Genomic DNA, 22,747 nt, shown 5'->3' on the forward strand with positions numbered 1-22,747 from the left:
CGGGTCGCCGCGTCCGCGAAACGACCCGGGCACGGCAATGCCCGGGTGGTGTCGGGGGTGGCTGGCAGGATGAGGGCCGTGCGGTTCCTCGACCTGGCGGCCACCTCCGCGGCGGTCGGCGCCACCAGTGGCCGGCGGGCCAAGGTGGCGCTGCTCGCCGAGGCGCTGCGGGCGCTCGACCCGGCCGAGGTGCCGGCCGGCTCCGGCTACCTCGCCGGCGAGCTGCGCCAGCGGCAGACCGGCGTCGGCTGGGCCGGCCTGCGTGACCTGCCCGCCCCGGCCGCCGAGGCCACCCTGACCGTGGCCGCCGTCGACGCGGCGGTCGAGCGGATCGCGGCGGTGCGGGGGGCCGGCTCGCAGGCCCGTCGGCGGGAGCTGCTCGGCGCGCTCTTCGCCGCCGCCACCGCCGACGAGCAGCGGCTGCTGGTCGGGCTGTTCAGCGGCGAACTTCGGCAGGGTGCCCAGGCGGGGCTGCTCGCCGACGCGATCGCCGCGGCGGCCGAGGTGCCGGTGGCGGCCGTGCGCCGGGCCCTGCTGCTCGCCGGTGACCTGCGCGCCGTCGCGGTGGCCGCGCTCTCCGGAGGCGCCGCCGCGCTGGCCGGCTTCAGCCTCCAGGTGGGCCGCCCGCTCGCGCCGATGCTGGCGCAGAGCGCTCCCTCGGTCGACGCGGCCCTCGACGCCACCGGCGTCCCGGCGGTGGTCGACGTCAAGCTGGACGGCATCCGCATCCAGGCGCACCGCTCCGGCGACGAGATCGCCGTCTTCACCCGCAGCCTCGACGAGATCACCACCCGGGTCCCCGAGGTGGTCGCCGCCGTCCGGGCGTTGCCCGCCCGCGAGCTGGTCCTCGACGGCGAGGCGATCGGGCTGGACGCCACCGGCCGGCCCCTGCCCTTCCAGCAGACGTCCAGCCGGGCCGCCCGGCGCATCACGCCCAGCACCACCGGTCGCTTTCCGGTCGCCCCGGCCGTGGTCGCCGCCGCCGAGACCACCGGCGCGACGGTGCTCACGCCGTACTTCTTCGACCTGCTGCACCTCGACGGCGAGGATCTGATCGACCTGCCCGGCCGGGAGCGGTGGGCCGCCCTGGCCGGCGCGGTCGACGAGTCGCTGCTGGTGGGGCGCCTGGAGGTGGCGGGCCCCGAGCAGGCCGCCGCGGCCTTCGCCGCCGCGCTCGACGCCGGCCAGGAGGGCGTCGTGGTCAAGGCGCCGGACGCGCCCTACGACGCGGGCCGTCGCGGCGCGGCGTGGGTGAAGGTCAAGCCCCGACACACCCTCGACCTGGTGGTGCTGGCGGTGGAGTGGGGCAGCGGCCGACGACAGGGCTGGCTCTCCAACCTCCACCTCGGCGCCCGCGACCCCCGCACCGGCGACTTCGTGATGCTCGGCAAGACCTTCAAGGGCCTCACCGACGAGCTGCTGCGCTGGCAGACCGAGCGGTTCCTGGCGCTCGCGGTCGAGCGCGGCGACTGGGTGGTCCGGGTCCGCCCCGAGCAGGTCGTCGAGATCGCCTTCGACGGGGTGCAGACCAGCTCGCGTTATCCCGGCGGGATGGCGCTGCGGTTCGCCCGGGTGGTGCGGTACCGCGACGACAAGGCCGCCGCCGAGGCCGACACCATCGACACGGTCCGGGCGATCCACACCGGTCGGGCCGGCGGCTGAGTCGACCGCAGCCGGGTCACCGCACGTCGGGGGCGGACCGGACGGGGGCCGGTCGACGGATCAGGCGGACGCCGCCGGTTCGGCGGCCCGGTCGACCGGGGCCTTCGGCGTGTCCAGCCCGGCCGCGCGGCGGGCCTCACGGCGGGCCACCCAGCCGTAGCCGACGAGCGACATCGCCGCGAAGATCCACCACTGGATGACGTAGCCGAAGTTCTGCCAGTTGTTGGTGTGCCCGATCGGCACCGCGCGGAAGGACGGGTCGTCCGCCGGGGTCTGCTCGTCCAGCAGCAGGTAGGCCCCGTGCAGCGGGTACGGCAGCTCCCGGGCCAGCTTCCCGACGGCGATCCGGCGGGTCTCCAGCCGGCCGTCGCGCCGGCTCACCTCGCCCCCGCCGGGCTCGCTCGGATGCACCCGGCCGACCACCGTCACCTCGCCGGCCGGCAGGTCGGGGACCTGCGGCATGGCCACCGCGCCGCCGGGCGCCGGCGGGATCCAGCCCCGGTCCACCAGCACGGCGGTGCCGTCGGCGAGCACCAGCGGGGCGAGCACCTCGAAGCCGACCTTGCTCTCGACCGTCCGGCCGCGGACCAGGACGACGTTGTCGGCGTCGTACCGGCCGGTGGCGGTGACCCGGCTCCACTCGACCCGCTCGGCGGGCGCCGCCCCGACGGAGCCGGCCCCGCCGGTCGGCGCCGGCAGCGCGTCGCGCAGCGGCGCGGGGGCCATCCGGCTGCCGGCGTCGATGCGTTCGTTGACCGCCGTACGCGCGTGGTAGCGGTCCAGCTGCCAGTTGCCGAGCATCACCATCACCGCGGCGGCGACCAGGGTCAGCGCGAGCGCGCCCAGCCAACGTGGGGTCAGCAGGAACCGGTACACAGCACGAGGCTACCCGTATGACCGGCACCACTGACCGCGACGGCCCGGTGGGACGGGCCACTCGGTGGCCGCCGTGCGTCGGTGCGGACGGGTATGGTCACGCGAGCGGATCACCGTCCCCTTCCTCCCGGTCCGCGCACCACCCCCTGTCGCCTGCGAGGAGTCGCTGATGACCGCCGTGCCGCGCCTCGTGCTCAGCGCGCCGTCCTCCGGACACGGCACCAACGCCCTCTCCATCGGCCTGCTCGCCGCCCTCGCCGACCGTGGGGTCGACGTCGCCGGTTTCAAGCTCGGCCCGGACCACGTCGACGCCGCCTACCTCGGGCTGGCGGCCGGTCGTCCCGGCCGCAACCTGGATCCGCGGCTGGTCGGCGCCGAGCGGCTGCTGCCGCTCTTCGCGCACGGCGCCGCCGGGGCCGGCCTCGCCCTGGTGCAGGGCACGATGGGCCTCTACGACTCGGTCGCCGGGCGTCCGGAGACCGAGTCGACCGCGGCCGTGGCCACCGTCCTGCGCAGCCCGGTGGTGCTGGTGGTGGACGTGGCCGCGATGGGCCAGTCGGTGGCGGCCCTGGTGCACGGCTTCCGCTCGTACGACGAGCAGCTCTGGCTCGGCGGGGTGGTCCTCACCCAGGTCGCGTCCCCCCGGCACGAGACGATGCTGCGGCAGGCGCTCGACGACATCGACGTGCCCGTCTACGGCGCCCTGCGCCGGCACGAGCTGCCCCCGGTGCTGCCCTCCCGGCGGCACGGCGTGGTGCCCGTGGTGCGGCGGGACGCCGAGGCGGTCCGGGCGGTGCGTCGTCTCGGCGAGGCGGTGGCCGGCACGGTCGACCTGGAGCGGTTGCTGGCGCTGGCCCGGTCCGCGCCGGCTCTGACGGTCGAGCCGTGGTCGCCGGCCGCCGGGGAGCCGGACGGCGGCGCCCCGGTGGTGGCCCTCGCCGCCGGCCCGGGCGGCAGTTACAGCTACGCCGAGACGGCCGAGCTGCTCCGCGCGGCCGGGGCCGAGGTGGTCGCCGTCGATCCGCTGCGCGACGAGGCGCTGCCCGCCGGGGCCCGCGCGCTGGTCGTCGGCGCCGGCCTGCCCGAGTCGTACGCCCGGGAGCTCTCCGCCAACCGCCGGCTCTGCATCGCGGTGGCCGAGCTGGCGCGCACCGGCCGTCCGGTGCTCGCCGAGGGCGCCGGCCTGCTCTGGCTGGCCCGCGAGCTGGACGGGTTGCCGATGTGCGGGGTGCTCGACGCGGTCGGCGCCACCCGGGACGGCCTGGTGGTGGGCTACCGCGAGGCGACCGCCCTCAGCGACAGCGTGGTCACCGGGACGGGCACGGCGGTGGTCGGCTACAAGCAGCACGGCGCGGTGCTCACCCCGCGCGCCGGCCAGCGGGCCGCCTGGAGCTGGGACGGCGGCTCCCCGGAGGGCTTCGTCTGGCGGGGTGTGCACGCCTCGCAGCTCGGCCTGCACTGGGCGGCCCGGCCGGGGATCGCCACCCGGCTGGTGGCGGCGGGGGTGGCCGAGGGTGTGGGAGCGCCCGCGTGATCGGGCAGGTCGCGGTGCGCCGGTTCCCGGCGCTGACGGTCTCCACCCCGCGCATCGAGGTGCGCCCGCTGACCGCCGGGGACGCCGAGGCGGTCGACGAGATCTTCGCCGACCGGCAGACCCAGCGGTGGTTGCCGGTGGCCGAGTCGGCGGGGCGGATCGAGGGGCACGCCTGGTGCACGGAGCTGGCCCGGCAGCGGCGGGACAGCGGGGACGGTGACCACTACGCGGTGGTGCGGCGGGAGGACGCCCGGGTGGTGGGCTGTCTGTGGACGCGGCGCACCGACTGGGGCGCCCGGGTCACCGAGGTGTCGTACGCGCTCGCCCCGCACGCCCGGGGCTTCGGGCTGGCCGCCGAGGCGGTGGACGCTTTGGCCATCGCGCTGATCCTGGAGCACGGGCTGCAACGGGTGGAGGTGCGGGTGGCGCCCGGCAACGTGGCGTCCCGCCGGGTGGCCGAAAAGGCCGGCTTCAGCTACGAGGGCCTGCTGCGCAACGCCGGGTTCGTCCGCGGCGCCCGGGTCGACCTGGAGCTGTGGTCGCTGGTGCGGGCCGACCTGCACTAGGGACCGCCCCGGGAGCGCGAACCCCCTCCGGAGTGGACGCTGGACGGGGTTCGCGCCAGGAACCGCACCGTTCCTGACGCGAAGCTCGTGGCCGCCCCGGTCACCCCACCATGCGGTCGGAGGGTGGGGTGAAGTCGCGGGTCGGGCTGCCCTTCAGGGCGTCGCGCAGCGTCTGGGCGACCGCGTGGATCGGGATCTGCGACTGGCCGTCGCCGACGGCGTTGAACGGGTTGTCCGGATCGGCGATGAAGCTCGCCGCGGCCAGTTCGGGGGTGTACCCGACGAACCAGGCCGACCGGGTGCTGTCGGTGGTGCCGGTCTTGCCGGCCACCGGACGGCCCACCGTGCCCCGGACGCTGTCCGCGGTCGACCAGCCGCCGCAGCTGCCCCGGGCCGGGGTGTCACCGGTCGGGCAGCGGGCGGCGTCGGTGGCGGCCCGGGCCGCGTCCGCGTTCACCACCTGCCGGCAGCGCGGCTTGGCGACCTCCCGCTCGATCCCCCCGAACGTGCGGTACGTGGCGGGGGTGCCGTCCCGGTTGGTGATCGAGTTGACCGGCATCGCCTCGCAGTACCGGCCGTCGGCGGCGATCGCGGCGTAGGCGTTGGCCATCTCCAGCGGGGTGGCGTCGGAGACGCCCAGGGTGAACGCGCCCCACTTGCTGGCCTTCGCCGGGGAGGCGTGGTCCCGGTCCACGTCGGTACGCCAGCGCAGGCCGAGCTGCTCGGCGAGGCGGACCGCGCGGTCCGCGCCGACCTCCTCCTCCAGCTTGACGAAGTACGTGTTCACCGACTTGCCGAAGCCGGACCACATGGTCTGCCGGCCGGTCATGGCGGCGCTGGCGTTGGAGGGGGCCCACCCGTCGTACACCTCGGAGCGGTACCGGTACGGCGAGTCGTACTCGGTCGACAGGGGCATCCCGGCGTCCAGCGCGGCGAGCATCGGAAACATCTTGAACGTGGAACCGGCCTGGTAGCCGGGGAGGCTGCCGCCGCCGAGCAGCGGCGCCACCGTGTTCGGGTAGTTGGCCTTGACCCTGGGGTCGGCCTCCGGGTTGGAGGAGGGGCCGTTCTCGCTGAGGTCCAGCGAGTAGTTGCGGTTCACCGCCATCGCCTTGATCCGGCCGGTGCCGGGTTCGGCCACCACGATGCCGTTGGCGAAGGGGCTGCCCACGCCCTCCTTGGCGCTGACGTTCTTCTCGGCCGCCGCCTGGGTCCTCGGGTCGAGACTGAGCACGATCCGGTAGCCGCCCCGGCGCAGCTTGTCCATGCGTTCCAGCCGGTTCTCGCCGAACGCGGGCTGGGCGCTCCACCAGTTCTTCACGTAGTCGCAGGCGAAGCCCCAGGTCTGGTACCTGCTCGGCAGCGAGGTGCAGTCGTTGGGCGGGTTGGTCACCCGGGTCCGGATCGGTTCGGCCTTGGCCGTCGCGGCGGCGTCCGGGGAGAGGTAGCCGAGCTGCGCCATCCGCTCGAGCACGTAGTTGCGCCGGTCGGTGGCGTCCTTCTTGTCCGAGGTGATCGGGTCGTACTCGGAGGGGGACTTGACCAGGCCGGCGAGGGTGGCCGCCTCGACCGGGGTGAGGGTGGCCGGGGTCTTGGAGAAGAAGATCTCGGCGGCGGCGTAGATGCCGTACGCCCGGTGGCCGAAGTACGCCGAGTTGAGGTAGCGCTCCAGGATCTGCTCCTTGCTGAGCTCCTTCTCGATGTCCAGCGCCATGCGCATCTCCTTGACCTTGCGCAGGCTGGTCTGCTGGGTCGCTTCCTGGACCTCTTTCGGGGTGGTGGCGCTGTCCCGCAGCGCCATCCGGACGTACTGCATGGTCAGGGTGGAGGCGCCCTGGGAGACGCCGTTGGAGCGGGCGTTGGCCACGAAGGCGCGCGCGACGCCCTTCGGGTCGACGCCGCGGTGCTGGTAGAAGCGGTTGTCCTCGGCGGCGACGATCGCCTGCTGGATGTTCGGCGACATGTCCGACAGCTTCGTGTACTGCCGGTACTCCTCGTAGAACATGGTCAGGATCGTCCTGCCGTCCGGGGCGTAGAGGTACGACGTCTCGGCCGGCAGCGCGGTGCGCAGGATGTTGGTCTTGTGCTCCATCGCGTGTGCGGTGGCCTTGGCGCCGAGACCGGTGAAGGCGGCCACCGGGTAGGCCACGGCGGCGATCACGAGGCCGGCGATGAGGCCGGCGCGGAGGAGCGGAACGGAACGACCAGCGGCAGCAAGGGGTCGGTTGCTCACAGGGTCAAGTTATGACATTTCCGATTCGGAAATGAGAAGAATTCATAAACGGCCGTCCGTGCTGGCCGGTGGTGACGTGGCCCACGCCGGGATCCGCTGTCCCGTACGGCGGCTTCCCGGCAGGATCGCGGACATGCGTGGTCAGCTGATCGGTGCGGAGTGGGGCGCCGAGGACGAATCGAGGCCGGAACGGGACGCCGGGACCCCCGGGTCGGTGCCGGACCCCGGGCCGACGCCGGGCGCCGACGGCGAGCCGGACCTCGGGCACCACGGGGACGCCGAGGCCACCCCGGGCCTGATCGACCTGGCCGTCAACGTCCGCCGCGACCCGATGCCGGAGTGGTTGGCCGACCCGCTCACCGCCTCGTTGGCCGACCTGGCCGCGTACCCCGACCCCCGGGCCGCCCGGGCGGCCGTCGCCGCCCGGCACGGCCGTCCCCCGGAGGAGGTGCTGCTCACCGCCGGCGCCGCCGAGGGCTTCGTGCTGCTCGCCCGGGCGCTGGCCGGGGTGCGCCGACCGGTGGTGGTGCACCCCCAGTTCACCGAGCCGGAGGCGGCGCTGCGGGCCGCCGGGCATCCGGTGGAGCGGGTGCTGCTCGACCCCGCCGACGACTTCCGCCTGGACCCGACCCGGGTGCCGGCCGACGCCGACCTGGTGATGGTGGGCAACCCGACCAACCCCACCTCCGTGCTGCACCCCGCCGCCGACCTCGCCGCCCTGGCCCGGCCGGGCCGGGTGCTGGTGGTCGACGAGGCGTTCGCCGACACCACCCTGACGCCGGGCGTCGACGGCGAGCCGGAGTCCCTCGCCGGCCGGCGGGACCTGCCCGGCCTGGTGGTGGTCCGCAGCCTCACCAAGACCTGGGGCCTGGCCGGCCTGCGGATCGGCTACCTGCTCGGCGAGCCGGCGCTGCTGGACCGGCTCGCCGCCGTCCAGCCGCTCTGGGCGGTCTCCACGCCGGCGCTCGCCGCCGCCACCGCCATCGCGTCGCCGACCGCCGTCGCGGCCGAGCGCGCGATCGCCGCGCGCCTGGCCGCCGACCGCGACCACCTGGTCGCGCGCCTGTCGGCCCTGCCCGGGGTACGCGTCGCGGGCCGCCCGGCCAGCGCCTTCGTCCTGATCCACCGGCCCGGCGCCGACCGGGTACGCGAGCAGCTGCGGGCGCGCGGCTGGGCGGTGCGGCGCGGCGACACCTTCCCCGGGCTCGGCCCGGACTGGCTGCGGATCGCGGTCCGCGACCCGGCGACGACCGACGCGTTCACCGCGGTTCTCGCAGAAATCCTGGAGGCATGATGCTGGAGACCACCATCGCGGCGATCGGGCCGCTCGACGAGCCGGCGATGGCCGCCGCCCGCGACCTCCAGGGGCGGCTGACCAAGCCCGCCGGTTCCCTCGGCGCGCTGGAGGACCTCTCCGTTCGCCTCGCCGGGCTGGCCGGTTCCTGCCCGCCGCCGCTGCCCGAACCGGCCGCGGTGGCGATCTTCGCGGGCGACCACGGCGTGCACGCCCAGGGGGTGACCCCCTGGCCGCAGGAGGTCACCGCCCAGATGATCGCCAACTTCCTGGCCGGCGGGGCGGTGGTCAACGCGTTCGCCCGCCAGGCCGGCGCCTCGGTCACCGTGGTCGACGTCGGCGTGGCGACCCCGCTGCCGATCGATCCCGCCGCCGGCCCGGACGCGCCCGCCGGCGCGCCGGGCGGGGTCGACGGGACGGCCGCCCGCGCGGGGTCGCGGCTGGTCGCCGCGAACGTCCGGCGCGGCACCCGGGACATGACGATGGTCGCCGCGCTCACCCGGGACGAGGCCCGGGCGGCGGTGGAGACCGGCATCCGGATCGCCGGGGAGCTGATCGACGCCGGGGCGGGCATCCTGCTCACCGGGGACATGGGCATCGGCAACACCACCCCGGCGGCCGCCCTGATCGCCGTCTTCACCGGCGCCGACGCCGCCGAGGTGACCGGGCGGGGCACCGGCGTGGACGACGAGACGTACCGGCGCAAGGTCGGCGTGGTCCGGTCGGCGCTGGACCGGCACCGGCCCGAGCCGGCCGACCCGCTGGGCGTGCTGGCCGCCGTGGGCGGCCTGGAACACGCGGCGCTGGCCGGCCTGATCCTCGGCGCCGCGGCCCGCCGGGTGCCGGTGCTGCTGGACGGCGTGATCGCGGCCGCCGCCGCGCTCGCCGCGGCGGCCCTCGCCCCGGACGCGGTCGGCGCGATGGTCGCCGGGCACCGCTCCGCCGAGCCGGGCGCCACCGCCGCGCTGCGCCACCTCCGGCTGGACCCGCTGATCGACCTCGGCCTGCGGCTCGGCGAGGGCACCGGCGCGCTGCTGGCCCTGCCGGTGGTCACCGGCGCGGTGCGGGTGCTGCACGAGGTCGCCACCTTCGACTCGGCGGGGGTCTCCGAGAAGTGAGCGCCAACCCGTACCCCCTCGGCCTGCGCCTCGCCGGGCGGCGGGTGGTCGTGGTGGGCGGGGGAGCGGTCGCCACCCGTCGGGTGCCGGCGCTGCTGGACGCGGGCGCCGACGTCCTGCTGGTCGCTCCGGAGCTGACCCCCGCGCTGCGCGGCCACGTCGATGCCGGCCGGCTGCGCTGGGAGCCGCGCCGCTTCGCCCCCGCCGACCTGGACGGCGCCTGGCTGGTCCAGGTCGCGGTCGACGATCCGCTCGCCGCCGCGTCGGTCAGCGCCGCCGCCGCCGAGCGCCGGATCTTCTGCGTACGGGCCGACGACCGGGCCGCGGCCACCGCGTGGACCCCGGCGGTGACCCGGCACGGTCCGGTCACCGTGGCGGTGCTCGGCGGCGGCGACCCGCGCCGGGCGATGGGGGTGCGGGACGCGATCCGTGACCTGCTCTCCGCGAGCAGGGGTCTCCCGTCGACGCCCCCGGCCGTCGACACCCCCACCCGGGGCAGGGCCGCCCCGGTGGGGCCGGCACCGGCCGGCGCGCGGCCGGCCGGGCGGGTGGCGCTGGTCGGGGCGGGCCCCGGCGACCCGGAGCTGATCACGGTCAAGGGGTGGCGCCTGCTCACCGAGGCCGACGTGGTGGTCGCCGACCGGCTGGTGCCCGGGCTGCTCCTGGACGAGCTGCGCCCCGACGTCGAGCTGGTCGACGCCTCGAAGATCCCGTACGGGCCGTCCCGGGCCCAGGAGGAGATCAACCGCATCCTGGTGGACCGGGCACTGGCCGGCAAGGTCGTGGTCCGGCTCAAGGGGGGCGACCCGTACGTCTTCGGCCGGGGCGGCGAGGAGTTGCTCGCCTGCGCCTCAGCCGGCGTACCGGTGACCGTGGTGCCCGGGGTGACCAGCGCGGTCGCCGTGCCGGCGGTGGCCGGCATCCCCGTCACCCACCGGGCCGTGGCGCACGAGTTCACCGTCGTCTCCGGGCACGTCGCGCCGGACTCCCCGACCTCGCTCGTGCGCTGGGAGGCCCTCGCGGGGCTGCGCGGCACCCTGGTCGTGCTCATGGGGTTGAAGAACCTGGCCGCGATCACCGCCACCCTCGTGGCGCACGGCCGGGACCCGGCCACCCCGGTCGCGGTCGTCCAGGAGGGCACCACCAGCGGCGAGCGGACCCTCCGCTCGACGCTGGCCGCGGTCGCGGCGGACGTGGTGACGGCGGGTCTGCGCCCACCCGCGATCGTGGTGATCGGCGACGTGGTCGGCACCCTCGACACCTGACCCACCCCACCCGCCCCGCCGCCGACCGTCACCGCCGGCCCTCACCGTTTGCGGCGTGTCGCGGTGTCCGCCTGCCCGGAGACCGCGACACGCCGCAAAGCGCGGTGACGGCGTGCCGGCGGGCGGATGCGCGACGGCGGCCGGGGAACGGGTCCCCGGCCGCCGTCGTGGCGCTGGTCAGGTCACTGCTTGAGCATGTTGTCCAGCATCAGGGCGCAGCGGATCAGGCCGAGGTGGCTGTACGCCTGCGGGTGGTTGCCCAGCCCCCGCTCCGCGAGCGGGTCGTACTGCTCGGGGAGCAGCCCGGTCGGGCCGGCGGTGTCGATCATCTGGGTGAACAGCTCCTCCGCGTCGGTGCGGCGGCCGGTGCGCAGGTACGCCTCGATCAGCCACGCCGTGCAGATGTGGAAGCCGCCCTCCCGGCCGGGCAGGCCGTCGTCCCAGTGGTACCGGTAGACGACCGGGCCGCTGCGCAGGTCCGCCTCGATCTTGAGCACGGTCGAGAGGAAGCGCGGGTCGTCGCCCGGGAGCAGCCCGGAGAGCCCGATCCAGAGCGAGGAGGCGTCCATGTCCTCGTCGCCGTACGCGACGCTGTACGCCTCGACCTGCTCGTGCCAGCCGTTCTCCAGCACGTTGGCGCCGATCCGGTCGCGCAGCTCCACCCACTCCGGCCGGTCCTCGCCGCCGTGCTGCCGCATCACGTGCAGCGCCCGGTCCACGGTCATCCAGCACATGACCTTGGAGAAGACGTGGTGCCGCGGGGGGAGGCGGGCCTCCCAGATGCCGTGGTCCGGCTCGTGCCAGCGGCGGCGTACCGCCTCGACCATGTTCTCCAGCACCCGCCACTCGTCCTCGCGGACCGAGCCCCGGGCGTCGGCCACGGCGGCGAGCAGGTCGGCGATCGGGCCGAAGACGTCCAGCTGGAGCTGGTGGTTGGCGAGGTTGCCGACCCGGACGGGTCGGGAGCCGGCGTACCCGGGCAGGGTGTCGATGACCGCTTCCGCGCCCAGCTCGTACCCGTCGACGGTGTAGAGCGGGTGCAGCCGCTCGGGGTGCCCGCCGGTGCGTTCGATGCAGCCGTCCACCCAGCGCAGCAGCGCCTCGGCCTCCTCGATCGACCCGAGGTCGACCAGGGCCCGGGCGGTCATCGCGGCGTCCCGCAGCCAGCAGTAGCGGTAGTCCCAGTTGCGGACGCCGCCCAGCTCCTCCGGCAGCGAGGTGGTCGCCGCGGCGAGGATCGAGCCGGTCGGCTGGTGGCAGAGGCCGCGCAGGGTGAGCGCGCTGCGGGCGACCAGGTCCCGGGCGGTGGTGGGCAGCCGCAGCGAGGCCACCCAGTCCTTCCAGGGCTGTTCGGCGGCGGACTGGCGCTCGTGGATCGGCACCGCGTGGTGTTCCAGGCTGTGCGTGCCGAAGCGCAGCTCCAGCACGACCTGCCCGCCGGCGGCGGAGAGGTCCACCACGGCCTTGGCGGTCTCGTACCCGCCGTCGTTGCCGACCTCCCACTCGACGCCGGGGGCGTAGAGCGCGATCGGCTCGTTGGAGCCGAGCACCAGCAGGCCGTCGTCGAGGGGTTGCAGCTGGACCTGGACCTGACCGAACTCGGGGCGCGGGGCGAAGTCGATCCGGGCCCGCCCGGTGCCGGTGAGCACCCGCACCAGGGTGGAGTCGCCGGTGATGACGGCCGGGCCGTCCGGGGTGGTCTCCCGGGCGGGCAGGTCCAGCCAGTCGGTGACGGTGAGACCGGACCAGCGGGTCTCCACGGTCATGGTGCCGCTGCGGTAGCGCTGCCCCAGCGGGATGCCGCCCCGCTCCGGCCCCACCGTGAAGTGCCCGGCCGGGCTGCCGCCGACCAGGTCGGCGAAGATCGCCGCCGAGTCGGGCTTGGGGTGACAGAGCCAGCTGACCTTGGCCTCGGGGGTGACCAGGGCGACCGTCCGGCCGTTGGCGAGCATCGAGTGCCGCTCGATCGGCACGGCGCGTTCGCCGAAGAGCCAGTGCCGGCGGGTCTCCAGCAGCAGCCCCAGGGCCCGGGCCGCGTCGAGCGGGTCGGCCACCCGGAAATGGGCCTGCGTGTCCCCGGGACCGATCTTGATGCCGATGTCCGGCCCGTGCAGGTTGCCGAAGGCGTTCTCGTCGGTGACGTCGTCGCCGATGAAGAGCACCGCGCTGGCCGAGAGCTGGGTACGCAGCTGGTCGACGGCGGTGCCCTTGTGGGTGGCGACCACCGACAGCTCGATGACCTCCTTGCCCTGGGTGACCGTGACGTCGTCCCACTTCGCGGGGCCGTTGCGGACCGCGTCGATGGCGGCGGCGGCGATCTGCGGGTCGACCCCGCGGGTGTGCACGGCGACGCTGGCCGGCTTGCGCTCCAGCCGTACGCCGGGGTGTGCGGTGGCGATCTCGCGCAGCGCGTCGCGCAGCCGGGTGCGGACGGCGACCAGCTCGGGGGAGAGTCGCTCGACGAAGCCGATGTCGAACTCGGAGCCGTGGCTGCCGACCAGGTGGACCTCGCTGGGCAGCCGGGAGAGCGCGGCCAGGTCACGCAGGGCGCGGCCGGAGACCACCGCGACGGTGGTCTGGGGCAGCGCGGCGAGCGCCCGGACCGCGGCCACCGACTCGGGCAGCGGCACGGCCATGCTCGGGTCCTCCACGATCGGCGCGAGGGTGCCGTCGTAGTCGCAGGCGATCAGGAGCTGCGGGACCCGGGCGATCCGCCCGATGGCGGCGCGCAGCTCGGGGTCCATGGTGCCGGCCGCGGGGGTGACGATGTCGCTGGCGGCGGCGTTCACGCGGTCTCCGTTCCGGGCGCGCCGAGCTCGTTGAGGAACGACCGGGCCCAGTGGCCCACGTCGTGGGTGCGCAGGTGACGTTGCATTATCCGCATTCGGCGACGGGCCTCCGGCTTCTCCACGTGTACGGCCCGTAGCAGGGCGTCCTTGACCGCGTCGGGGTCGTGCGGGTTGCACAGGAACGCCTGGCGCAGCTCGGTGGCGGCGCCGGCGAATTCACTGAGCACGAGTGCGCCGCCCTGGTCGGCGCGCGATGCGACGTACTCCTTGGCCACCAGATTCATTCCGTCTCGCAGGGGGGTCACCATCATGACGTCGGCCGCGGCGTACATCGCGGCCAGTTCGGAGCGACTGTACGACTGATGCAGATAATGCACCGCAGGCACCCCGACCCGTCCGAATTCGCCATTAATCCGACCGACCTCGCGCTCGACCTTGACGCGGAGTGCCTGATAATGCTCCACCCGCTCCCGGCTCGGCGTGGCGACCTGCACCATGACGGCGTCGGGGACTGTCAACTTTCCGTCGGCGAGGAGCTCCCGGAAGGCCTTCAGCCGCAGCTCGATGCCCTTGGTGTAGTCCAGCCGGTCGACGCCCAGGATGATCGTCTTCGGGTTGCCCAGCTCCTCGCGGATCTGCTTGGCCCGGGCCTGGATCGCCGGGTCGGCCGCCATCCGCTCCATTTCCCTTGTGTCGATGGAGATCGGGAAGGCGCCCGCCTTCACCTGCCGACCGTCGACCTGGATCATCTGGCCCTCGTAGCGCAGGCCGAGCAGGTGCCGGGCCAGCCGGACGAAGTTCTGCGCGGCCAGCCGCTGCTGGAAGCCGACCAGGTCGGAGCCGAGCAGGCCGCGCAGGATCTCGGTGCGGAAGGGCATCTGCATGAACAGCTCGATCGGCGGGAACGGGATGTGCAGGAAGAAGCCGATCTTCAGGTCCGGGCGCAGCTCGCGGAGCATCGACGGGACCAGCTGGAGCTGGTAGTCCTGCACCCAGACCGTCGCGCCCTCCGCGGCTACCTCCGCCGCGGCCTCCGCGAACCGCGCGTTGACCAGGCGGTACGCCTCGCGCCAGCGGCGCTTGTAGGCCGGGGTCTCGACGGCGTCGTGGTACAGCGGCCAGATGGTGGCGTTGGACTGGCCCTCGTAGTACCGCTCCAGCTCCTCGGCGCTCAGCGGCACCGGGTGCAGCCGGATGCCCTCCAGGTCGAACGGCTCGGGGGCGGCGCCGGTGCCGCCGGCCCAACCGACCCAGGTGCCCTGGTGCTCGGCGAGCACCGGGTGCAGCGCGGTGACCAGCCCGCCCGGGCTGCGTCGCCACTGCCGCCCCTCGGGTGTGCTCACCTCGTCGACCGGCAGTCGGTTCGCCACTACGACAAAGGAGCTACGGACGGTCACGATCGGCCACCTCCGGGTGCTGACGGGTCCACCGCGATGAGCGTACTGAGCGTAGCTGCGGCGTCTGAGGCCCCGTGCCGGAGTTCCCTACCCGTCCCACGGTCGCTGAACCATCTTAGTGATCTTGTCGACAAGCCGCGTCGGCGACCCTCGACGGCCCTCTCCCGGCCGGCATCGCGGCGGCGCTGCCCGGCCGTCCGTCGTGGTCGCCGCCACCCCTCAGGGGTGCCCGGGCCGGCCGGTGCGGCCCGCCACCGTACTGCTCGGGCGGGGTGATGTGGGCGGAGCGCGTCGTACCTGTCAGGATTGACGACGGCGTGCGCGCGGCCGGCTCCCGGCCGGCGGCGGCGGGCGGAGGTCGCAGCCCGTGCCGTGCCCGCCAATCGGCGACAGCAACCGACGGAGGTAGCCCGCACCGTGGCCCAGTTCATCTACGTCCTGGAAAAGGCGCGCAAGGCGCACGGCGACAAGGTCGTGCTCGACAACGTGACGCTGAACTTCCTGCCGGGGGCCAAGATCGGTGTGGTCGGCCCGAACGGCGCCGGTAAGTCCAGCCTCCTCAAGATCATGGCAGGCCTGGACAAGCCGAGCAACGGCGAGGCCCGGCTCATGCCCGGCTACACCGTCGGCATGCTCGCCCAGGAGCCCCCGCTCAACGACGCCAAGACCGTCCTCGGCAACGTCGAGGAGGCGGTCGCCGAGACCAAGGCCAAGCTGGAGCGGTTCAACAAGATCGCCGAGCAGATGGCCACCGACTACTCCGACGAGCTGATGGAGGAGATGGGCAAGCTCCAGGAGGAGCTCGACCACCTCGACGCCTGGGACGTCGACTCCAAGCTCGAACTGGCCATGGACGCGCTGCGCTGCCCGCCGCCGGACGCCGACGTGACCCAGCTCTCCGGTGGTGAGCGCCGCCGGGTCGCCCTCTGCAAGCTGCTGCTGGAGGCGCCCGACCTGCTGCTGCTCGACGAGCCCACCAACCACCTGGACGCCGAGAGCGTGCAGTGGCTGGAGCAGCACCTGGCCAAGTACGCCGGCACCGTCATGGCCATCACCCACGACCGGTACTTCCTCGACAACGTGGCCAACTGGATCCTCGAGCTGGACCGTGGCCGGACCTACCCGTACGAGGGCAACTACTCCACCTACCTGGAGAAGAAGGCCGCCCGGCTGGCCGTCGAGGGGCGCCGCGACGCCAAGATGAAGAAGCGGCTCACCGAGGAGCTGGAGTGGGTCCGCTCCAACGCCAAGGCCCGCCAGACCAAGTCCAAGGCCCGCCTCGACCGGTACGACGAGATGGCCACCGAGGCGGAGAAGACCCGCAAGCTGGACTTCGAGGAGATCCAGATCCCGCCGGGCCCGCGCCTGGGCAACACGGTGATCGAGGCGCAGGCGCTCACCAAGGGCTTCGGCGACCGGATCCTGATCGACAACCTCAGCTTCTCGCTGCCGCGCAACGGCATCGTCGGCATCATCGGTCCGAACGGCGTCGGCAAGACCACCCTGTTCAAGACCATCGTCGGGCTGGAGCAGCCGACCGACGGCCAGGTCCGGGTCGGCGACACCGTCTCGCTGTCGTACGTCGACCAGAACCGGCAGGGCCTCGACGGCGACAAGACCGTCTGGGAGGTCGTCTCCGACGGCCTCGACTACCTGATGGTCGGCAAGGTCGAGATGCCGTCGCGGGCGTACATCGCCGCGTTCGGCTTCAAGGGCCCGGACCAGCAGAAGCCGACCAAGGTCCTCTCCGGCGGCGAGCGCAACCGGCTCAACCTCGCGCTGACGCTGAAGATCGGCGGCAACGTGATCCTGCTCGACGAGCCGACCAACGACCTGGACGTGGAGACCCTCTCCAGCCTGGAGAACGCGCTGCTGGAGTTCCCCGGCTGCGCCGTGGTCATCTCCCACGACCGAATGTTCCTGGACCGGGTCGCCACGCACATCCTGGCCTGGGAGGGCGACGACGAGAACCCGGCCAAGTGGTTCTGGTTCGAGGGCAACTTCGAGGCGTACGAGAAGAACAAGGTCGACCGGCTCGGCGCCGAGGCGGCCCGCCCGCACCGGGTCACCTACCGCAAGCTCACCCGCGACTGAGCATGGCGGACCGGTTCGTCTACCACTGCACGCTGCGCTGGTCCGACCTGGACGCGTACGGCCACGTCAACAACTCGCGCTTCCTCACCCTCTACGAGGAGGCCCGGGTGGCGTTGATGTTCGCCGGCGGCCGGGCGTGGGGAGTGGGCACCCTCGCCGACGGGGTGGTCATCCGCCGGCACGAGGTCGACTACCTGCGCCCGGTCGACTACGCGCTCGGCCGGGCCACCGCGGCGGCGGCGCCGACCGTCCGGATCGAGCTGTGGGTCGAGGAGATCCGGGCCTCCCGGTTCACCGTCGCCTACGAGCTGTACGACGGTGACGTGCTGGCCAGCACCGCCCGCTCGGTGCTGGTCCCGTTCGACCTCGGTCGCCGGACGCCCCGGCGGATCAGCGACGACGAACGGACCTTCCTGCTGTCGTACGCGGCGGCGGGCGGGTCGGCGTGAGCGGCGCGCCGGTGGCGACGCCGGGGCACGGTCTGGCGGGGGTGGCCGACGCGGGCGCCTTCCTGGCCCGGCTGGTCCGGTTCGACCCGGCCACGGTGGTCCGGTTGCGTCCCGTCGGCGGCAGCGGTCGTACGGCGCTCTGGGCCCGCCTGCCGTGGGACGTGCTCGTGGTCCGGACGGTGGCCGGCGTCGCCCCCGGAGACGTGACGGTGGCCGCCACCGACCTGCTGGCCCGGTTGGAGTCGGCGGAGTCGACGCTGCCGGCCCGCCGGGACGCGCAGTGGCGGTGGCCGCTGCCGCCGGCGGCGAGCCGGCAGGTGGAGCTGCTGCCCGCCGGCGAGCTGCGGCGGATCGCGGCGGCGGCGGCGGGCACCCTGCGGACCGCCAGCACCGAGGGGGTGGGCGGCCGCGCGGTCGGGCAGCGGGTGCTCCGCGACGCGCTGCTGGACCACGTCGCGGTGACGGTCGTCCCGGACGAGCCACCGGGCGAACCGGTGGAGGTCAGCCAGCGGCTCGTGCAGGGCGTGGTCCGGATGGGGTTCCTCGGCCCCGCCGAGGCCGCCGACGTCCAGGTGCGGGTGGCCGGCCGATGGGTCGGACTCGTGGGACCGTACGGGGCGGCATGGTCGCGGAAGGTCTCGGATCTTGCCATCCGCCCGGCCGCTGATCGTCCGAACGGCTGATCCCGCGTCATTCTTCCGGCCTGGGGCTGTCGTTGGGGGGGTGCTTCAACCCGGCTGTCCGGGTACCGTCCATCCTCGGATCCAACGCACCGTAGGCGACTGGATCCGCTGGGGAGTGAGGTGCGCGAGCGATGCCGTGGTGGTCATGGCGCCCTGGTCCCGCCGCCGGCGGTGACCCGGAAACCCGAAGCGGGGTCACAGTGGACAGCGCCGTCCGGGTCGGACCCCCGTCACCGCGCCAGCCGGGGGACGACGCTGCGGCCGCCGACCGGCCCGTGACCGCGGACATGCCGGTCACCGTCGAGCCGGTCACCCTGCGCCGGGTCTGCGACGCGCTCGACCTGCTCGACGTGCGCTACCTCGCCGACGGGGACGGCAACCTGCTGGCCATGTGGGAGCGGCACGCGGTGCTGGTCACTCTGGAGGGCCCGGAGGACGAGATCCTGGTGATGCGGGCCCGTCCACACGCGACGGTGCCGCCGGACTGGGCGGACCGGGCCTACCGGGTGGTCAACGAGTGGAACCACACCAGACGGTTCTGCAAGGCCTACATCGGTGACCCGACCGAGCGCGGCCAGCTGCCCATCTACGCCGAGCTCCAGGTGCCCTTCGGCGCCGGCGCCCACGACGCCCTGCTGGTCGAGCTGCTGGACTGCGGCGCCGCCGTGGCGTCCACGTTCGTGGACTGGCTGCACGACGAGGGTGCCCTGCTCTGAGCGGTCGGCCGGCGTCCGGGCGGGGGCGCCCCTACCCGTCCTGGGCCGGGTCCTCCATCACGTTGACCATGAAGTAGGCGGCCCGCTCCAGGTAGTCCCAGAGCGCGCCGGCGACCTCCGGCGGCAGGTCCAGCCGGTCGACCGCCCGGCGCATGTGGTGCAGCCACGCGTCCCGCTCCACCGCGCCGATCCGGAACGGGGCGTGCCGCATCCGCAGCCGCGGGTGGCCGCGCTGCGCGGAGTAGGTGTTGGGGCCGCCCCAGTACTGCATCAGGAAGAGCGTCAGCCGGTCGGCGGCCGGCCCGAGGTCCTCCTCCGGGTACATCGGGCGCAGCAGCGGGTCGGTGGCGACGCCGGCGTAGAACTCGTCGACCAGCTTGCGGAAGGTGGGCTCGCCGCCGACCGCTTCGAAGAGGGTCCTCGACGCACCGGGCCGGTCGGACTCAGCTGCGGGATTCACCGTTCCATCCTGCCAGGTGCCCGGGGCGACCGGCGGGCGCGGACCGGTGCGGAGGGCTGCCGATCACGTCACAGCGTGGCTGCGGCGGCCCCGCTCACCGGAGCGGCCCTCCGGCGCGGAGCGCCCGGGCGGCCCGGTGCGGGGCCGAGCGGCGGCGGGAGCGGGCGGGTGTCCGCCGGCGGCGACCTCGTTGACCCGGTGAGCGGCGTCGACCGCCGCGTCGATCGTCGCGGCGTCCGGCCAGCGCAGGCTGACCACCAGCATCAGCAGCACACCGGCGGCGCTCCACGCGCCGACCACCGCCGGAATGGAGAAGTGCTCCGCCAGCAGGCCGGTCACCAGGACCGCACCGCCCTGGATCACCTGGATGCCGGTGGCCATCACGCCGAAGGCACGGGCCCGGTAGTGGACGGGCAGGGCGCGGACGAAGAGCCCGTTCGCGGTCGGGACCAGCCCGGCGACGGCGAAACCGCAGGCGGCGGCGAGCAGGGCCACCACCAGGGGCGGCGGGTCGAGCAGCGCGGGCACCAGCATCAGCGGGGCGAGCACCGCCAGGGGACGGACCAGGCGCAGCCGGCGGGCCGGTCCGACCGCCCGCCCGATCAGCAGTCCGCCGAGGATGTAACCGACCGGGTTGGCGGCCATGATGACCGCCTGCGCGGCGCCGCCGTTGAGGCCGCCACCGCCGTGCTCGCCGGCCCAGCCGGCGGCCAGGCCCTCCGGGACGATGGAGAAGAGCACGGCGCTGAAGACGAGCACCGCGATCGCCCGCAGGACCGGGGTGCCGAAGACGATCTGGAAGCCCTGCCCGGTCTCGCGCAGCAGGTGGCTGCGGTGCGCCTGGGTCAGCACCGGGGCGCGGTCGCGGACCCCGAAGCGCACCAGCGCGGCGGAGGCGGCGAAGGTGGCCGCGTTGAACAGCAGCGCCACGGTGGGGTCCACCGCGGCCAGGGCGGCGCCGACCAGGTAGCCGACGACCTGGGCGGCCTGGCCGGCGCTGGCGCTCAGCGACAGTCCCAGCACCAGCTGGTCACCGCGGAGGACGGCCGCGGTCAGTGCCGACCGCGCGGCCTGGCTGGGCGGGCTGGCCAGCGTGGTGGCGAAGAGCAGGGCCAGGATCGCCCACACCGGTAGGCCGGGGATGGCGATCAGCGCCAGCAACGCCATCCGGATCAGGTCGCAGGCGACCATGACCTGGCGGTGGCGGTGCCGCTCGGCCAGCGCCGCGAGCAGCGGCCCGCCGACGAGCCAGGGCAGGTAGCTGACCGCGAACGCGGCGGCGGAGAGGGCGACGGACCGGCTCTGCTGGTAGACCAGCACGGTGACCGCCGCCCGCGCGACGTAGTCGCCGACCCAGGCGAGCACGCTGGCCGAGAAGACCGCTCGGAACTCGGAGTGGCCGAACACCTCACGGAAGGTGGCGGGCTCGTCCGGAGAGGGTCGCTCGTCGGACACCGTCGCCTCCATCGTGCCCCGATCCCGGCCGGTCGTGCCGGCCTGGGGGGACCCCGTCGTAGATCTACGGATCAGCGAGGACATGATCACGCTCCGGCGGGAGCGCGTGCACCGGATTCTGCCCGATCGTCTGACAACTGGCTAGGGCGAACGGTTTGGTCGTCGCATGCCCGACTGAACGAACGGACGATACCCGAGGGCCCGCTCGGTCCGCGACCCCCGGATTTCGGCCCTCCGTCGGCGGGACTTCACGTCGGTCAGGTGGCACCGCCCTGACCGGTGGCCGGGGTGCCGGCGGTCCCGCCCGCCAGCGGCGGCAGGCCCGGATAGAGCCGGGCGGCGGCGATCCGGGCGGTGATCCCCGAGTTCTCCAACGCCTCGGCCAGCCGGCGGCGCAGCTCCCGGCCGACGGCGTACTGCCCGTCGGCGGTCGTCTTGACCACCGTCCGGATCACCGCCCCGTCCACGGTCATCTGCTCGACGCCCAGCACCTCGGGGGCCTCGACGATCTCCGGCGCCAGCTCCGGGTCCAGGGCGACCGAGGCGGCCGCGGTCCGCAGCACGGCCGTCGCCTCCTCGGTGCCCGCGAAGCCGATCGGCAGGTCGACCACGACCAGGGCCCAGCCCTGGCTCTTGTTGCCGACCCGGACGATCTCGCCGTTGCGGATGTACCAGAGCACCCCGCGCCCGTCGCGGACCGTGGTGACCCGCAGGCCGACCGACTCCACCACCCCGGTCGCCTCGCCGAGGTCCACCGTGTCGCCGACGCCGTACTGGTCCTCGATGAGCATGAACAGGCCGGCGATCAGGTCCTTCACCAGGCTCTGCGCGCCGAAGCCCAGGGCCACCCCGGCGATGCCGGCGCTGGCCAGCAGCGGAGCCAGGTCGAAGCTGAACTCCTTGAGCACCATCAGCAGCGCGATGCCGAAGACGAACGCGGTGACCAGACTGCGCAGCACCGACCCGATCGCCTCGGCGCGCTGCCGCCGCCGCTCGGGAATGAACTCGGCCGGGTCGACCGCCGCGCTCGGGATCCGCTCCCGCAGCGGCCGGAGCATGGTCGGCACCGCGCCGTCGGTGGTGGTGCGGACCAGCCGGTTGATCGTCCGGTGCACGGCCCACCGGGCGACGACCGCCAGCAGCAGGATCAGGACGACCCGCAGCGGCTTGAGCAGGATCCAGTAGCTGCCCTCGGCGAACCAGACCGAGTCGGTCACGTCCAGCACGGACTTGCACCAGGTGTCGTTGAGGCAGTTCTGCGAGGGCGTCGGCCTGGGCAGGATCGGTTCGGCGAGGGGGATCGGATCGGCGGCGCTCATCCTGCCTTCGTACCCCAGGCCCGGTCGCCGGTCGCGGCCGACCCACCGGGCGAGCGGCCCGCGCCACCGTCGGCGGACCAGGGGTACGGAACCGGTCATCCTCACACAGTTGGAAAGTGCTTCACGTGAGACCCCGGATTAGTGCGTGCAATCCGGGGTCCGATCAGGGACTATTGGCGCAACGGACGTCGGTGGTCCCGCCGGCGTCGGTCGTGGTTCCCCGCTGCGCGGGCGCGGCCGGCGTTGCCAGCGGTGGGAGCGGCTGGACCGGGAGGGTGAGCACGATGCCTGACATACGACCCACGGTGGGCTCCGGCGCGCTGGTTCTCAACGCCACCTACGAGCCGCTGTGTGTCGTGTCCGTGCGTCGCGCCGCGATCCTGGTGCTCTCGGCCAAGGCCGTCTGCGTCGCCGACGGCGACGGCGTCCTGCACAGCGCCCGCAACGCGCTCCCGGTGCCGTCCGTCGTCCGGCTGACCCGGTTCGTGCGGGTGCCGTACCGCACCCACGTGGGGCTCTCCCGGCGAGCCATCTTCGCCCGGGACGGCTGGCGCTGCGCCTACTGCCGCGGCCCGGCCGAGACCATCGACCACGTCTTCCCGCGCAGCCGCGGTGGCCGGCACGCCTGGGAGAACGTGGTCGCCGCCTGCGCCCGCTGCAACCACACCAAGGGCGACAAGACCCCGGCCGAGCTGGGCTGGCGGCTGCACAGCCTGCCGGCGCCCCCCAAGGGGACGGCCTGGCGGGTGCTCGGTCACCGGGCACCCGACCCGCGCTGGGCCGACTGGCTCGACCTGCGGGAGCCGGCCCGCGAGCCCGAGGCCGCCTGACCCGTCG

18 protein-coding genes are annotated in these 22,747 nt (G+C 74.3%); 11 read left to right on the forward strand and 7 right to left on the reverse strand.

The window, feature by feature from the left end:
- The first annotated feature begins 69 nt into the window (after positions 1 to 69).
- Positions 70 to 1,662 (forward strand): ATP-dependent DNA ligase, encoded by a 1,593-nt coding sequence (locus V6U79_RS12980; protein ID WP_334614795.1) that lies wholly within the window; start codon positions 70 to 72, stop codon positions 1,660 to 1,662.
- A 60-nt stretch (positions 1,663 to 1,722) separates the two neighbouring features.
- Here V6U79_RS12980 and V6U79_RS12985 read toward each other — a convergent pair whose 3' ends face one another.
- Positions 1,723 to 2,538 (reverse strand): SURF1 family cytochrome oxidase biogenesis protein, encoded by an 816-nt coding sequence (locus V6U79_RS12985; protein WP_334614796.1) that lies wholly within the window; start codon positions 2,536 to 2,538, stop codon positions 1,723 to 1,725.
- A gap of 169 nt (positions 2,539 to 2,707) precedes the next feature.
- On the opposite strand from V6U79_RS12985, the gene V6U79_RS12990 reads away from it, so the two are divergent.
- Positions 2,708 to 4,072 (forward strand): cobyrinic acid a,c-diamide synthase CobB, encoded by a 1,365-nt coding sequence (locus V6U79_RS12990; protein ID WP_334614797.1) that lies wholly within the window; start codon positions 2,708 to 2,710, stop codon positions 4,070 to 4,072.
- Positions 4,069 to 4,638: a GNAT family N-acetyltransferase gene (locus V6U79_RS12995; protein WP_334525639.1), complete on the forward strand. Its 570-nt coding sequence runs from the start codon at positions 4,069 to 4,071 to the stop codon at positions 4,636 to 4,638. The genes V6U79_RS12990 and V6U79_RS12995 overlap by 4 nt, the downstream gene beginning before the upstream one ends.
- 100 nt (positions 4,639 to 4,738) lie before the next feature.
- Here V6U79_RS12995 and V6U79_RS13000 read toward each other — a convergent pair whose 3' ends face one another.
- Positions 4,739 to 6,871: a transglycosylase domain-containing protein gene (locus V6U79_RS13000; RefSeq protein WP_334525636.1), complete on the reverse strand. Its 2,133-nt coding sequence runs from the start codon at positions 6,869 to 6,871 to the stop codon at positions 4,739 to 4,741.
- Positions 6,872 to 7,004: 133 nt separating this feature from the next.
- Between V6U79_RS13000 and cobC the strand changes: the two genes are divergently transcribed.
- The 3 genes from cobC to cobA are packed head-to-tail and all read left to right on the forward strand — an operon-like array spanning position 7,005 to position 10,548.
- Complete coding sequence (gene cobC, locus V6U79_RS13005) at positions 7,005 to 8,165, forward strand: Rv2231c family histidinol phosphate aminotransferase CobC (RefSeq protein ID WP_334614798.1); 1,161 nt, start codon at positions 7,005 to 7,007, stop codon at positions 8,163 to 8,165.
- The gene (gene cobT / locus V6U79_RS13010) at positions 8,165 to 9,283 is read left to right on the forward strand and encodes a nicotinate-nucleotide--dimethylbenzimidazole phosphoribosyltransferase (protein ID WP_334614823.1); all 1,119 of its coding nucleotides are present in this window, start codon (positions 8,165 to 8,167) and stop codon (positions 9,281 to 9,283) included. The genes cobC and cobT overlap by 1 nt, the downstream gene beginning before the upstream one ends.
- On the forward strand, positions 9,280 to 10,548 hold the full coding sequence (cobA, locus tag V6U79_RS13015; RefSeq protein ID WP_334614799.1) for a uroporphyrinogen-III C-methyltransferase: 1,269 nt from the start codon (positions 9,280 to 9,282) through the stop codon (positions 10,546 to 10,548). The genes cobT and cobA overlap by 4 nt, the downstream gene beginning before the upstream one ends.
- Before the next feature lie 182 nt (positions 10,549 to 10,730).
- On the opposite strand, the gene otsB is transcribed toward cobA, so the two are convergent.
- Together otsB and V6U79_RS13025 are read right to left on the reverse strand one after the other, a co-directional pair.
- Complete coding sequence (gene otsB / locus V6U79_RS13020; protein ID WP_334525816.1) at positions 10,731 to 13,292, reverse strand: trehalose-phosphatase; 2,562 nt, start codon at positions 13,290 to 13,292, stop codon at positions 10,731 to 10,733.
- A 41-nt stretch (positions 13,293 to 13,333) separates the two neighbouring features.
- Positions 13,334 to 14,734: an alpha,alpha-trehalose-phosphate synthase (UDP-forming) gene (locus V6U79_RS13025; RefSeq protein WP_334525628.1), complete on the reverse strand. Its 1,401-nt coding sequence runs from the start codon at positions 14,732 to 14,734 to the stop codon at positions 13,334 to 13,336.
- Positions 14,735 to 15,151: 417 nt separating this feature from the next.
- Here V6U79_RS13025 and ettA point away from each other — a divergent pair, with 417 nt between their 5' ends.
- The 4 genes from ettA (at position 15,152) to V6U79_RS13045 (ending at position 18,676) form a co-directional block, all read left to right on the forward strand.
- The gene (ettA, locus tag V6U79_RS13030) at positions 15,152 to 16,828 is read left to right on the forward strand and encodes an energy-dependent translational throttle protein EttA (protein ID WP_334525626.1); all 1,677 of its coding nucleotides are present in this window, start codon (positions 15,152 to 15,154) and stop codon (positions 16,826 to 16,828) included.
- Positions 16,829 to 16,830: 2 nt separating this feature from the next.
- Complete coding sequence (locus V6U79_RS13035) at positions 16,831 to 17,277, forward strand: acyl-CoA thioesterase (RefSeq protein ID WP_334525623.1); 447 nt, start codon at positions 16,831 to 16,833, stop codon at positions 17,275 to 17,277.
- The gene (locus V6U79_RS13040; RefSeq protein ID WP_334525620.1) at positions 17,274 to 17,960 is read left to right on the forward strand and encodes a DUF8185 domain-containing protein; all 687 of its coding nucleotides are present in this window, start codon (positions 17,274 to 17,276) and stop codon (positions 17,958 to 17,960) included. The genes V6U79_RS13035 and V6U79_RS13040 overlap by 4 nt, the downstream gene beginning before the upstream one ends.
- Positions 17,961 to 18,091: 131 nt before the next feature.
- Complete coding sequence (locus tag V6U79_RS13045; protein ID WP_334614800.1) at positions 18,092 to 18,676, forward strand: type III secretion system chaperone family protein; 585 nt, start codon at positions 18,092 to 18,094, stop codon at positions 18,674 to 18,676.
- Between the two features lie 31 nt (positions 18,677 to 18,707).
- Here V6U79_RS13045 and V6U79_RS13050 read toward each other — a convergent pair whose 3' ends face one another.
- From V6U79_RS13050 to V6U79_RS13060, 3 genes are all read right to left on the reverse strand, one after another.
- Positions 18,708 to 19,136, reverse strand: coding sequence for a globin (locus V6U79_RS13050; protein WP_334525614.1), 429 nt, complete (start codon positions 19,134 to 19,136; stop codon positions 18,708 to 18,710).
- A 63-nt stretch (positions 19,137 to 19,199) separates the two neighbouring features.
- Positions 19,200 to 20,603, reverse strand: a complete 1,404-nt coding sequence (locus tag V6U79_RS13055) for an MFS transporter (RefSeq protein ID WP_334525611.1) — start codon at positions 20,601 to 20,603, stop codon at positions 19,200 to 19,202.
- Between the two features lie 245 nt (positions 20,604 to 20,848).
- Positions 20,849 to 21,910 carry a mechanosensitive ion channel family protein gene (locus V6U79_RS13060; RefSeq protein ID WP_334614801.1) on the reverse strand — a complete coding sequence of 354 codons (1,062 nt, stop codon included), beginning with the start codon at positions 21,908 to 21,910 and terminating at the stop codon, positions 20,849 to 20,851.
- Positions 21,911 to 22,194: 284 nt separating this feature from the next.
- On the opposite strand from V6U79_RS13060, the gene V6U79_RS13065 reads away from it, so the two are divergent.
- Positions 22,195 to 22,740, forward strand: a complete 546-nt coding sequence (locus tag V6U79_RS13065) for an HNH endonuclease (RefSeq protein WP_334525605.1) — start codon at positions 22,195 to 22,197, stop codon at positions 22,738 to 22,740.
- Positions 22,741 to 22,747 lie beyond the last annotated feature (7 nt).

This window comes from Micromonospora psammae, assembly GCF_036902725.1.
Lineage (GTDB): Bacteria > Actinomycetota > Actinomycetes > Mycobacteriales > Micromonosporaceae > Micromonospora.

Bases quoted from the DNA above. Each gene is read 5' to 3' on its own strand.
- V6U79_RS12990 (WP_334614797.1), top strand. From the start codon at position 2,708: ATGACCGCCGTGCCGCGCCTCGTGCTCAGCGCGCCGTCCTCCGGACAC.
- V6U79_RS12980 (WP_334614795.1), top strand. From the start codon at position 70: ATGAGGGCCGTGCGGTTCCTCGACCTGGCGGCCACCTCCGCGGCGGTC.
- V6U79_RS13065 (WP_334525605.1), top strand. From the start codon at position 22,195: ATGCCTGACATACGACCCACGGTGGGCTCCGGCGCGCTGGTTCTCAAC.
- V6U79_RS13045 (WP_334614800.1), top strand. From the start codon at position 18,092: ATGCCGTGGTGGTCATGGCGCCCTGGTCCCGCCGCCGGCGGTGACCCG.
- V6U79_RS13060 (WP_334614801.1), bottom strand. From the start codon at position 21,910: ATGAGCGCCGCCGATCCGATCCCCCTCGCCGAACCGATCCTGCCCAGG.
- cobT (WP_334614823.1), top strand. From the start codon at position 8,165: ATGCTGGAGACCACCATCGCGGCGATCGGGCCGCTCGACGAGCCGGCG.
- V6U79_RS13035 (WP_334525623.1), top strand. From the start codon at position 16,831: ATGGCGGACCGGTTCGTCTACCACTGCACGCTGCGCTGGTCCGACCTG.
- otsB (WP_334525816.1), bottom strand. From the start codon at position 13,292: ATGGACCCCGAGCTGCGCGCCGCCATCGGGCGGATCGCCCGGGTCCCG.
- V6U79_RS13055 (WP_334525611.1), bottom strand. From the start codon at position 20,603: ATGGAGGCGACGGTGTCCGACGAGCGACCCTCTCCGGACGAGCCCGCC.
- cobC (WP_334614798.1), top strand. From the start codon at position 7,005: ATGCGTGGTCAGCTGATCGGTGCGGAGTGGGGCGCCGAGGACGAATCG.